This is a genomic window from Aeribacillus sp. FSL K6-2833 (assembly GCF_037965815.1).
Taxonomy (GTDB): domain Bacteria; phylum Bacillota; class Bacilli; order Bacillales; family Aeribacillaceae; genus Aeribacillus; species Aeribacillus composti.
The window spans coordinates 1,553,338-1,566,423 of the sequence record NZ_CP150189.1; the positions used below are offsets into that span (position 1 = coordinate 1,553,338).

10 protein-coding genes are annotated in these 13,086 nt (G+C 40.3%); all 10 read left to right on the forward strand.

The genetic code is table 11. The features are described from left to right. The first annotated feature begins 27 nt into the window (after positions 1-27). The 10 genes from bshC (at position 28) to spoVE (ending at position 13,009) form a co-directional block, all read left to right on the forward strand. A complete protein-coding gene (gene bshC / locus NSQ94_RS07785; RefSeq protein ID WP_327847743.1) occupies positions 28-1,683 on the forward strand; it encodes a bacillithiol biosynthesis cysteine-adding enzyme BshC in 1,656 nt (551 codons plus the stop codon). 123 nt (positions 1,684-1,806) lie between these two features. Beyond that, entirely contained in the window at positions 1,807-2,238 is a 432-nt protein-coding gene (gene mraZ, locus NSQ94_RS07790) for a division/cell wall cluster transcriptional repressor MraZ (RefSeq protein WP_063388503.1), read from the forward strand. 54 nt (positions 2,239-2,292) lie between these two features. Beyond that, complete coding sequence (gene rsmH, locus NSQ94_RS07795) at positions 2,293-3,228, forward strand: 16S rRNA (cytosine(1402)-N(4))-methyltransferase RsmH (RefSeq protein ID WP_130156249.1); 936 nt, start codon at positions 2,293-2,295, stop codon at positions 3,226-3,228. A gap of 10 nt (positions 3,229-3,238) precedes the next feature. Continuing rightward, positions 3,239-3,598 carry a cell division protein FtsL gene (gene ftsL, locus NSQ94_RS07800; protein ID WP_117016798.1) on the forward strand — a complete coding sequence of 120 codons (360 nt, stop codon included), beginning with the start codon at positions 3,239-3,241 and terminating at the stop codon, positions 3,596-3,598. A 5-nt stretch (positions 3,599-3,603) separates the two neighbouring features. Next, positions 3,604-5,760: a penicillin-binding protein gene (locus NSQ94_RS07805; RefSeq protein WP_339230507.1), complete on the forward strand. Its 2,157-nt coding sequence runs from the start codon at positions 3,604-3,606 to the stop codon at positions 5,758-5,760. A gap of 148 nt (positions 5,761-5,908) precedes the next feature. After that, positions 5,909-7,846, forward strand: a complete 1,938-nt coding sequence (locus NSQ94_RS07810) for a stage V sporulation protein D (protein ID WP_144597719.1) — start codon at positions 5,909-5,911, stop codon at positions 7,844-7,846. A gap of 109 nt (positions 7,847-7,955) precedes the next feature. Then, positions 7,956-9,434: a UDP-N-acetylmuramoyl-L-alanyl-D-glutamate--2,6-diaminopimelate ligase gene (locus NSQ94_RS07815; RefSeq protein WP_327847741.1), complete on the forward strand. Its 1,479-nt coding sequence runs from the start codon at positions 7,956-7,958 to the stop codon at positions 9,432-9,434. Positions 9,435-9,536: 102 nt separating this feature from the next. After that, on the forward strand, positions 9,537-10,511 hold the full coding sequence (gene mraY, locus NSQ94_RS07820) for a phospho-N-acetylmuramoyl-pentapeptide-transferase (RefSeq protein WP_066251816.1): 975 nt from the start codon (positions 9,537-9,539) through the stop codon (positions 10,509-10,511). A 15-nt stretch (positions 10,512-10,526) separates the two neighbouring features. Beyond that, complete coding sequence (murD, locus tag NSQ94_RS07825; RefSeq protein ID WP_066251982.1) at positions 10,527-11,867, forward strand: UDP-N-acetylmuramoyl-L-alanine--D-glutamate ligase; 1,341 nt, start codon at positions 10,527-10,529, stop codon at positions 11,865-11,867. A gap of 41 nt (positions 11,868-11,908) precedes the next feature. Beyond that, positions 11,909-13,009: a stage V sporulation protein E gene (gene spoVE / locus NSQ94_RS07830; protein WP_094246092.1), complete on the forward strand. Its 1,101-nt coding sequence runs from the start codon at positions 11,909-11,911 to the stop codon at positions 13,007-13,009. Positions 13,010-13,086: the final 77 nt, after the last annotated feature.

Sequence of the window (13,086 nt, forward strand, 5' to 3'; positions counted from 1 at the left end):
TGCTATACTCTTGTCGGGGTAATGATAATGAACGAAGAAAGGAAGTTAATAGATATGGAGGCGTTTGAACTCTTCCTTCCTCAATCCAATCCTTTTGTGAACAATTATATAAATCGGCGATTAGAGGTTGAAAAATATTTTGATTATGATCCATTTCAAGAAGATGTATTTCAAAAAAGATATGACGATATTTTATCAAGGACTTATAAGAGGGATGAGCTGGCGGATGTTTTAATCCAATATCATAAGCGGCTGAACGCAACAGAAAAGATAATGGAGAATATTTTAAAATTAAAAAATCCGAATAGTGTCGTCGTTGTGGGCGGTCAGCAAGCTGGACTCTTAACAGGACCTTTATATACAATACATAAAATCATTTCCATATTGGCATTGGCGAAAGAGCAAGAGAAAAAGCTGAACATACCTGTTGTTCCCGTTTTTTGGATCGCGGGGGAGGATCATGACTTTGACGAAATTAATCATCTCTATGTGACAGACAGAGGGCGTTTGAAAAAGAAAACGATCATGCAAACACAGCGAAAAAAAACAATGATATCGGAGTTATCAATTGATAAAAACGCTTGTCGCATTTGGCTGGAAGAAGTTTTTGCGGCATTTGGCGAAACGAAATATACGAAACATTTGCTTGCTTCTTTGTATCATGAGCTTGACCAATCTGCCACTTATGTTGAATTTTTTGAACGATTACTCATCTCCATGTTCGGAGATGAAGGAATTGTACTCATCAACTCTGGATCAAAAGAATTGCGGGAATTGGAAAAATCTTATTTCGAACAAATGCTCATGGCAACTGACAGCATTTATCATCAAGTCGTCAAGCAGCAGCAAATTTTAAAAGAAGAAGGATATCCATATCAAGCAATTACAATGAGAGAAAACTGCGCCAATCTGTTTTATCAAATAGAAGATGAGCGCTATTTGCTCATAGAAAAAGAGAAGAATCTATTTTCGATCCCTGAAATCAATTGGACGTCTTCGTTGTCTGATCTTTTAGAAGAAGTCAGAATGAATCCATGGAAGTTCAGCAATAATGTAGTGACAAGACCGGTCATGCAGGAATATTTGCTTCCGACTTTGGCTTTTATCGCCGGACCAGGAGAAATTGCGTATTGGGCAGAATTAAAAGGGGTATTTCATTTATTCTCGATGAATGTGCCGCCAGTTATTCCGAGAATTCATTTGACGATTTTAGAAAGAAACATAGAGTCGGACTTGCTAGAATTAGACCTGCCGTTGGAAGAGGTTCTTAAGCAGGGGGTTGAACCGTTAAAACATAGGTGGTTTAAACAAAAGGAGCCTTTTGATGTCAGCGCATATGTGTCGAAAGCAAAAGAAGAGATTGAGGACATTCATCGGTCATTGCGAGAAAAAATAGAGGATTTCGACCAAAGCTTAGCGCCCGTATTGCGAAAAAACGCACAATTTATCGAACAGCAGATAGATTTTGTGGAAAGGATCGTTCAAAAAAAGATACATGCAAAATATGAAGCAGAGCTGCAAAAGTTCAGGCGTATTGAGTATTCACTGAAACCGAATAATCAATGGCAAGAAAGAGTATGGAATATTTATTACTATTTAAACAAATATGGGCCGAATTTTGTAAAAGATTTGCAGCAGTTGACATATACTTTCAATGGAAAACATAAAATTGTCAAATTATAAAACTATTTTTTGAAAAATCCTGTGTCATACAGGGTTTTTTTTTATGTCCATTAATAGTACAATAAATTTGTGGTGAAAAGTGGGGGGAAGTGGTGGAAAAGAAATGAAAGTGGGGCCAACGTGATGTTTATGGGAGAATACCAACATACGATCGATTCAAAAGGAAGATTGATCGTACCCGCAAAATTCAGGGAAGGCCTTGGCGAGAAGTTTGTTCTCACGAGAGGTCTTGATCAATGCTTGTTTGGATATCCCCTCAGCGAATGGAAAGTGATTGAAGAGAAACTGAAAGCTCTCCCATTAACAAAAAAAGATGCCCGAGCTTTTACACGATTTTTCTTTTCCGGCGCTATTGAATGTGAAATGGACAAGCAAGGACGGATTAACATTGCGGCTCCACTTCTTGCTTACGCGAAATTGGAAAAAGAATGCGTCGTCATCGGCGTTTCCAGTCGGATAGAAATTTGGAGCAAACAAAATTGGGAGCAATACGTGGCTGAACAAGAAGAATCATTTGAAGAAATTGCAGAAAACATGATTGATTTTGATATTTGATGTTCATCCTATCCATAATCAAAACTTCTTCCGTTGGAAACGAGGTGCTGGATATTGTTTGTACATAAGACAGTTTTGTTGGATGAAGCGATTGAAGGTTTACGAATAAAAGAGGACGGAATTTATGTTGATTGCACATTAGGAGGGGCAGGCCATAGCGAACAAATTGCTAAAAGGCTGACAACTGGACATTTATACGCCTTTGACCAAGATGAAGCTGCAATTGCTTTTGCGAAGGAAAAACTCGAGCCCTTCCAAGATAAAGTAACCATCATCAAAAGCAATTTTAAACATTTAAAAGAAGAGCTTTTCTCTAGGGGTATTCATAAAGTAGACGGGATTTTGTTTGATTTGGGAGTATCTTCGCCTCAGCTGGACACACCGGAACGAGGCTTCAGCTATCAATATGACGCTCCTCTTGATATGAGAATGGACCAAAACCAAGAGCTTTCCGCTTTTACCATTGTCAACACCTGGCCTTATGAAAAGCTTGTAAAAATTTTTTTTCAATACGGAGAAGAAAAATTTTCAAAGCAAATTGCTCGAAAAATTGAACTTGCCCGCAAAAAAAAGACCATTCAAACAACTGGCGAGCTGACGGAAATTATAAAAGAGGCCATTCCTTCCGCCGCTAGAAGAAAAGGCGGGCATCCTGCCAAACGCATCTTTCAAGCAATTAGAATTGCCGTCAATGACGAGCTTTCCGCTTTTGAAAGCGCGGTTAGTCAGGCAATTGAACTGTTAGCTCCAGAAGGGCGGATATGTGTCATTACGTTCCATTCTTTAGAAGATCGAATTTGCAAACTGGCGTTTAGAAAAGCTGCCAGCCAAGCAGAAATTCCGCGCAACATACCGATAATTCCCAACGAAATGCTGCCAGAAATCAAAATTATAACAAAAAAACCGATCGTGCCGTCGGAAAAAGAAATTGAAGAAAATCGAAGGGCGAGATCCGCTAAACTTCGTATAGCAGAAAAGATTAAAAAATAGGAGGTTTTCTATGAGCAATTTAGCTGTCAAAATTCAAGAAAGGCGACAAGAAGAAAAGAAGCATGCAAAACAAACCCTCGTTGTTAAACGAAAAAGATCCTCCATTACATTAGGCGAGAAACTGTTATTTGTTGTTTTTTTATTTTTGATGCTGGTATGCTCCATTTGGATTATCTCAAATAGTGTGAAATTGTATCAAGCAAATATAGAAATGCAGAAAATCGAAGCTAAAATTGAAAATCAGGAAAAAATCAACAGTGATTTAAACCTTCAGGTCGATGAATTGAAAAGACCTGAAAGAATTTATAAAATTGCTAAAGACTTAGGCTTCACATTAGATCCAAGCAAAGTAAAAGGCATACAGGACTGATTGGGATGAAGAAAAGCAAAAATATGAATCGGGGAGCAGCAATATTATCCGTAATATTTGTTCTGCTCTTTTTTATCTTATTTGGGAGGTTTTTCTACATTCAAGCGACAGGAACTGTCGATGGTCAAGTGCTAGCTGTAAAGGCAAAAGAAAAATATGAAAAAAAGCGCATGCTTGAAGCCCGCCGCGGCCAAATATTGGATCAAAAAGGAAACGTGCTCGCTGAAGATACTGTTACCTATACATTAGTAGCTGTATTGGATGAAAAAATGACAACGGATCCCGACCATCCGAATCATGTTGTCGATCCTGAAGAAACGGCAGAAAAATTAGCTCCCATTCTTGGAATGAAACAGAAAGAAATCGAAGCTATTTTGAAAAAAGACAAATTTCAGGTCGAATTCGGAGAAAAAGGAAGAAACATCAGCTTTGCGAAAAAACAGCAAATTGAAAAGCTTAAATTGCCCGGCATCGGTTTTATTCGCGATACAAAACGTTTTTATCCAAACGGAAAATTTGCATCATATGTGATTGGCTACGCCAAGCGAGATGAAAAGACGGGAAAAACAACCGGGCAGCTGGGGATAGAAAAAAGCTTAGATAAATATTTGCAGGAAACAGACGGATATGTGATATATGAAAGCGACCGAAGCGGCTACAAGCTGCCGGGCAGCAAAGACAAAATTGTTACGCCGAATAACGGAGCCGACGTTTATTTAACAATTGACCAAAAAATTCAAACGTTTTTGGAAGATGCGTTAAATGAAGCTGAAAAACAATATCAGCCGACGAAAATGATCGGAATTGTCGCAGACCCAAAAACGGGGAAAATTTTAGCGATGTCTCAGCGGCCAAGCTTTGATCCAAACGAGCGTGATATTCAAAATTTTTACAATGACGCTGTTTCTTACCGTTTTGAGCCTGGTTCGACAATGAAAATTTTTACATTAGCTGCTGCGGTCAATGAAGGGGTTTATAACGGCAACGAAAAATATAAGTCCGGGATGTATAAAGTAAAAGGCGCAAGTCCTATATACGATCATAACAATGTCGGATGGGGCACCATTACGTTTGATGAAGCTGTTCAGCGGTCATCCAATGTCGGTTTCGCCATATTAGCGCATAAAAAGATTGGGCTTGAGCGGTTTTATCAATATTTAAATCGTTTTGGATTTTTAGAGAAAACGGGTATTGATTTGCCGAACGAAGAGAACAGCAAATTAAATTACAAATGGGAGAGGGATAAAATTTCGACTGCATTTGGACAAGCGTCAGCTTTCACACCAATCCAGCTCGTACAAGCTGCAACAGCTATTGCCAACGATGGGAAGATGATGAAGCCTTATGTCATCGATAAAATTGTAGACCCTGACACAAATCGAGTGCTAAAGAAGACGGAACCATCGGTAGAAGGCGAACCAATCACAAAAGAAACTGCTGCGAAAACGCTTGATATTTTAGAAACTGTTGTGACATCTGAACATGGAACAGGGAAACCTTTTCAAATACCGGGGTACCACATCGCCGGAAAGACTGGGACAGCTCAAATAGCAGGAGAAGGAGGACGTTATTTAACGGGTCGGGAAAATTATGTATTTTCCTTTTTAGGAATGGCTCCAAAAGAAAATCCAGAGCTCATTGTCTACGTTGCTGTTCAGCAGCCGAAGTTGAAGCCGACAGAAACCGGTTCAGCTCCTGTTTCCATGATTTTTAAATCAGTGATGAAAAATAGTCTTGAATATTTAAAAATTGAACCGACAACTGCTGCTGCGAAGGAAGAAAAAAATGTTAAAAATGAAAAAGAAGTCGGAGTTTCACTGCCTGAATATAAAGGCCAGCAGGTTCAACAAGCCGTTCAAGAGCTCGAAAAACAGCAAATTCAACCAATTGTTCTAGGCGGCGGAGCCACTGTCACCTCCCAATATCCAAGCGCGACTTCACGGGTGATCCAAAGAGAAAAAGTGTTTCTTCTAACGGACGGAGCTGTGAAAATGCCGAACATTTCCGGATGGTCGTTGCGGGATGTGATGAAGCTGTGTTCCATCATGGAGCTTGAGCTGAAATATGAAGGAAGCGGATATGTAAACGCACAAAATATTAAACCAGGCACTGAAATTAGAAAAGGAGATCAATTAACTATTAAATTAAAAAAGCCTAAATAGTACCACAATAGGAGCCCGCTTTTAAAAAAAATGTATCTGGGAACGGTTCGGCAAGCGGGCGCCTGCTTCCGCTTGAAGCTTGTTCTATATTAAATGGACGAGGCATATATTTTGATAGCGAACCTACATGAGGGGAGTTATCGTATATATGCGCGTTTCAAATGTAACAGTAAGAAAACGGCTCGTTTTCGTTCTATTGGCAGGTTTTTTGATTTTCGCCGTGATCGAAGTAAGACTAGGATATGTCCAATTTGTGTTAGGCGGGCAATTAACTTCTCTTGCCAAGGATTTATGGAGCAGAAATATTCCTTTTGAACCAAAGCGGGGAGAAATCGTGGACAGAAATGGGGAGAAGCTTGCGACAAATGTCAGTGCCCCGAGCGTATTTATCATTCCTCGTCAGGTCGAAAATCCAGCTGAAACGGCTCAAAAGCTTGCTTCTGTCTTAAATATGCCGACGGAAAAAGCTTATCAATACGTAACGAAAAAAGAAATGATTGTCCGTGTTCATCCTGAAGGGCGGAAAATATCTGACGAAAAAGCGCAAGAAATACGCAGTTTAAATTTAAAAGGCGTTTACATTGCCGAAGATTCTAAAAGATATTATCCGTTTAACAGCCTTTTAGCGCACGTTTTAGGCTTTACAGGGATCGACAACCAAGGGCTAAGCGGACTTGAATTATATTATGATCGGCAATTGAAAGGCCAAAAAGGATATGTTAAATTTTATTCTGATGCTAAAGGAAAAAGAATGCCAAATGAAGTGGAGGAATATATGCCTCCTGTGGACGGCTTGAATTTAAAGCTGACGATTGATGCAAAAATTCAATCGATCATCGAAAGGGAATTGGACATTGCCGAATCGAAATACAATCCGGACGGAATAATTGCCATTGCCATGAATCCGAACAACGGAGAAATTTTAGGCATGGCATCAAGACCGACATTTGATCCGACAAAATATCAGCATGTCGATCCGAAAGTTTATAACCGAAATTTGCCGATCTGGAGCACGTATGAACCTGGATCAACATTTAAAATTATCACGTTAGCAGCCGCTCTTGAAGAAAAGAAGGTTGATCTTTATAGAGAGCATTTTTACGACCCGGGTTATGTAAAAGTTGCCGGTGCGACATTAAGATGTTGGAAAAAAGGCGGACATGGGGATCAGACGTTTCTTGAAGTTGTTCAAAATTCATGCAACCCGGGATTTGTTGAACTTGGACAAAGGCTGGGAACATCGACTTTGTTTGAATATATTAAAAAATTTGGCTTTGGTGAAAAAACGGGGATTGATTTAGCAGGTGAAGGAAGCGGCATTCTATTTCAAGAAAGTCAGGTTGGACCTGTCGAGCTTGCGACCACAGCGTTCGGTCAAGGGGTCTCTGTAACGCCGATCCAGCAAGTGGCCGCTGTTTCAGCCGCGATCAACGGCGGTGTTTTATATACACCGAATATCGCAAAAGAATGGATTGACCCGGATACGGGAGATGTTGTATCAAGAAAGACACCTGAGGCGAAAAGACGCGTTATTTCCGAGGAAACATCCAAACAAATTCGCGCTGCTCTTGAAAGTGTTGTTGCAAAAGGTACAGGAAGAGGAGCGTTTGTTGAAGGGTATCGGGTCGGAGGAAAAACGGGGACTGCGCAAAAAGCTGCTCCCGGCGGAGGATATTTGACAAATAATCATATTGTATCGTTTATTGGTTTTGCACCTGCAGACAACCCTCAAATAGTTGTTTATGTCGCCGTTGATAATCCAAAGGGAACGGTGCAATTTGGCGGTGTAGTTGCCGCGCCAATTGTAGGAACAATCATAAAAGACAGTCTCCGACAGCTCGGTGTGAAGCCTAGAACGAAGCAAATGGAAAAAAAGGAAACTTGGCTGGATGAAAAGTTCGTCACAGTACCGGACGTTTTAGGACTCACAAAACAGGAGCTCGCTGAACAGCTTGTGAATTTAAAACTTGATGTAAACGGCGACGGCAAGGTAGTCGTTCAACAATCGCCAAAAGCAGGCGTAAAGGTAAAAGAAGGATCTACTGTACGAATTTTATTAGGAGACGAGGCGGCAGCAGACGAATAATTTTCTAAAAAAGGGCTTTTTGAAACAACTGCTTTTGAAAAGCCCTTGTCGCTCATTTTAAGCTAAGATAAAATAATGGAGAATGTTTTTTTGAGAAAGGATTATCGTTATGAAATTAGATGCAATTCTCACTGCTCTACATCATTATAAACGTTATGGTAATGGGAATCCTGAGATTACTTCATTGGAAATGGATTCGCGTGCTGTGAAGGAAGGAAGCTTATTTATTTGCATCAAAGGCTTTACGGTAGACGGTCATGAGTTTGCTTTAGAAGCTGTAAAAAAAGGCGCGGCCGCTCTGTTATCAGAAAAACCGCTGAACCATCTGCCGGGTGATATCCCGGTAATTGTCGTAAATGATACAAAACGGGCAATGGCTGTGCTTGCTGATTATTTTTATGACCAGCCAACACATAAGCTTCACCTCATCGGTGTCACGGGCACGAACGGAAAAACGACTACGACTCATCTGATTGATCATATTTTTCGCAATGCCGGCTATAAAACCGGTTTAATCGGAACAATGTATACAAAAATAAATGATCAACAATACGAAGTAAAAAATACAACGCCTGACAGCTTAACCCTGCAAAAAACATTTAAAAAGATGATCGAGGAGAACGTGACCCACGCCAGTATGGAGGTTTCCTCTCATGCGCTGCATATGGGACGAGTCCACGGCTGTGATTTTGATGTTGCAGTATTTACGAATCTCACCCAAGACCATTTAGACTATCACCAAACAATGGAAGAATATCGAAATGCGAAAGGATTATTGTTTGCTCAGCTCGGAAATAAATATGATCATCATCATCCAAAATTTTCTATATTGAATGGTGATGATCCAGCCTCTGACTATTACAGACATATGACTTCTTCCCATATCGTTACATATGGAATTGAAAACGAATGTGAGATTATGGCGAAAGATTTGAAAATGAATGCAAGCGGGACTTCTTTTCTCCTCGTTACTCCTGAAGGTACATTTCCTGTACAAATGAAATTAGTCGGGAAATTCAGCGTTTATAATGTTCTTGCTGCTATTGCGGCTTCTTTAGTTTCAGGAGTTGAGATCGAGAAGATCATCGAAGCGGTCGAATCGATGGAAGGTGTGCGCGGCCGATTTGAGTTAGTAGATTGCGGACAAAATTTTTCCGTCATTATTGACTATGCACACACACCAGACAGCTTGGATAATTTATTGAAAACGGTGAAGGAGCTTGCCAAAAAGAAAGTCATTTTAGTCGTTGGCTGCGGAGGAGACCGCGATCGAACGAAGCGTCCGCTTATGGCGAAAATTGCTGTTCAGTGGGCGGACATTCCAATTTTTACTTCCGACAACCCTAGAAATGAAGATCCGCATCAAATATTAAAAGATATGACAGCTGGTGTCGACGGAGAACCTTTTCATTCAATTGTCGATCGAGAGGAAGCCATCCAATTTGCAATCAGCAATGCAGAAGAAGGAGATGTCGTCGTCATTGCAGGAAAAGGCCATGAAACATATCAACAAATCGGGGACAAAAAATTTGACTTCGATGATCGAAAAGTGGCTATTCGCGCTATTCAATTGAAAGAGAATAAATAATCAAGCAGGAAGAGGATTTGTTATGAAATTGGAATGGTTTAACATCAATAATCATATGGATATAAAGGCAAATGTTGGTTTTGGTGGGAGGAGGAAGTATCAATGCTAGAACAAGTCGTGCTTTTTACCATCTTAATGGGCTTTTTAATCAGTGTATTACTTTCTCCCATTTTTATTCCATTTTTAAGAAGGCTGAAATTTGGCCAAAGTATTCGGGATGAAGGACCAAAATCCCACCAAAAAAAATCCGGAACTCCGACGATGGGCGGAGTCATGATTATGTTATCCATCATTATCACCACTATTGTCATGACCAATAAATTTTCGAAACCGGGGATCGAAACGTTTTTGCTGTTGTTTGTAACGATCGGTTACGGACTCCTCGGATTTTTAGACGATATGATTAAAGTGGTGTTAAAAAGAAATCTCGGTCTGACTTCAAAACAAAAATTAATCGGTCAAATCATTGTTGCGGTTATTTTTTATTTTGTTTTAAATCAATTTGAGTTCTCTACAGAAATTCGATTGCCGGGGACGGAACTTTCTTTTGATCTTGGCTGGCTCTACCCGGTTCTTATTTTGTTTATGCTTGTAGGCGGCTCAAATGCCGTCAATTTGACCGACGGTCTCGATGGATTATTATCCGGCTGCGCTGCAATTGCTTTCGGAGCATTTGCTGTATTGGCATGGAACAATAGTCAATATGATATCGCCATCTTTAGTGTTGCAGTGGTCGGTTCCGTATTAGGCTTTTTAGTGTTCAACGCTCACCCTGCAAAAGTGTTCATGGGAGATACTGGCTCATTGGCTTTAGGCGGAGCGATTGTCGCTGTAGCCATTTTGACAAAATTAGAAATTTTGCTTATAGTGATTGGCGGCGTGTTTGTTATTGAAACATTATCAGTCATTATTCAAGTAATTTCCTTTAAAATGACTGGAAAAAGAGTGTTTAAAATGAGCCCGCTCCACCATCACTATGAATTAAACGGATGGTCGGAATGGAAAGTCGTCGTGACATTCTGGGCGATGGGTTTGCTTTTTGCAATACTAGGAATTATCATCGAGGTGTGGTTATAATTGAAAAATGTACAAATGTATGTCGATCAAAACGTTCTCGTATTAGGTTTGGCGAAAAGCGGCTTGAGAGCCGCTAAATTATTGCATAAACTAGGTGCTCGTGTTACCGTAAACGACATGAAACCATACGAAGCAAATGATGATGTAAAAGAACTTGAAAGTTTAGGGATCAAACTTATTTTAGGAGAACATCCGGAACAATTGCTCGAGGAGCATAATATTGATATTGTTGTAAAAAATCCAGGCATTCCATACACAAACCCGATCGTACAAAAAGCAGCGAGCCAAAATATTCCCGTTATAACCGAAGTCGAGCTTGCGTATCAAATTTCTGAAGCGGAAATTATTGCGATAACTGGATCGAATGGAAAAACGACGACGACAACTTTAATATACGAAATGCTAAAGGCAGATGGAAAACAGCCGCTGCTGGCAGGAAATATCGGAAATGTGGCTTGTGAAGTTGTACAGGAAGCGACAAAGGAACAAATTGTAGTTATGGAGGTATCCTCGTTTCAGCTTTTAGGAACCATTCATTTTAAACCTTCAGTCGCGGTCTTGTTAAATATTTTTAATGCCCATCTAGATTATCATGGAACTCGCGAAAATTATATGCAAGCGAAAGGGAAAATTTTTTCGAACCAAGATGACCAATCGGTTGCGGTTATCAATTCGGATGATCAAGATGTTGTGCGTCTGTCTGAACTGTCAAACGGAAAGAAAATTTATTTTTCAACCAATAAGGAAGTATCAAATGGTGCTTATATCCAAAATGAATCCATTTGGTATGATGGTGAAAAAATTATTGATATAAAAGATATCGCTCTTGTCGGCAAGCATAACTTAGAAAATATTTTGGCCGCTATTTGTGCAGTAAAGGCGAAAAATGTTGGAAACAAAGCGATTCAAAAGGTGCTGGCATCGTTTTCAGGTGTAAAGCATCGCTTGCAATATGTCGGCGAAGTTTCAGGAAGAAAATTTTATAACGATTCGAAAGCCACGAATATTTTGGCAACAACAAAGGCTCTCGAAGCTTTTTCATCCCCTGTTGTATTGTTGGCCGGAGGGCTTGACCGGGGGAATGAATTTGATGAATTAATCCCGTATTTCAAACATGTGAAAGCAGTCATCACCTTTGGACAAACTGCCCCAAAAATAAAGAAGGCTGCAAAGAAGGCTGGAATAGAACTGATAGAACATGTCGATAATGTGGAACAAGCAGTCTTTGCGGCGTTTCGCATATCGGATATAGGTGATGTCATTTTGCTCTCTCCGGCCTGTGCAAGCTGGGATCAATATAAAACATTCGAAGAGAGAGGAGACATTTTCATAAACGCCGTGCATAAGCTAAAATAAGGGCTCGTACCCTTAAGCTTAAAAAAGATGGGGTGTTCGGCGTGTCGACAAAAAGCAAATCTCCAGATTTCATTTTAATTTTGATCACATTTTTGCTGCTTTCGATCGGTTTAATCATGGTATATAGCGCAAGCGCCATATGGGCAACGTATAAATTTGACGATGCATTCTTTTTTGCAAAGCGGCAGCTGCTGTTCGCCGCCTTGGGCATTGTTGCCATGTTCTTTTTTATGAATATAGACTATTGGACATGGAGAACGTGGGCAAAGGTGCTTTTAATCGTATGCTTCGTTTTGTTGATTGCCGTGTTGATTCCTGGAATTGGCGTTGTACGAAATGGCTCCAGAAGCTGGATCGGTGTCGGGGCATTTTCCATTCAGCCTTCTGAGTTTATGAAGCTAGCGATGATCGCCTTTCTGGCTAAATTTTTGTCCGAAAATCAAAAATTTGTAACAACCATTAAAAAAGGGCTTTTCCCGTCCTTAGGATTAGTCTTTTTAGCATTTGGGATCATTATGCTTCAGCCGGATTTAGGAACAGCAACGGTGATGATGGGAGCATGTGTCGTCATGATCTTTGCAGCAGGAGCGAAAATTAGCCATTTTATCGGACTGGGATTGATAGGTGCACTCGGTTTTGCCGCTCTTGTGTTATCAGCTCCTTATCGTATGAAAAGGATCACTTCGTTCCTCAATCCATGGGAGGATCCGCTTGGGAGCGGGTTTCAAATTATTCAATCGCTTTATGCAATTGGCCCTGGAGGCCTTTTCGGATTAGGATTGGGTCAAAGCAGACAAAAGTTTTTTTATTTGCCCGAGCCACAAACAGATTTTATTTTTGCGATCGTTGCGGAAGAATTGGGGTTTATAGGCGGTTCTCTTGTGCTTTTATTATTCTCTCTTTTGCTTTGGCGGGGAATTTTAATCGCGTTGAACGCGCCTGATTTATTCGGCAGCTTGCTAGCTGTCGGCATTGTTGCAATGGTTGCGATTCAAGTGATGATCAATATCGGGGTTGTCACAGGATTAATGCCTGTAACGGGCATCACCCTTCCGTTTTTAAGCTATGGAGGATCGTCACTGACGTTAATGCTGATGGCAATCGGGGTGCTTTTAAATATTAGCCGATATGCAAAATATTAAGCTTTCCAATCCGGATAAATATGGAAAAAAAGGGGCTTTTCGGCTTGTTTGCTCAGCCTCTTTTAACTGTTTTATAA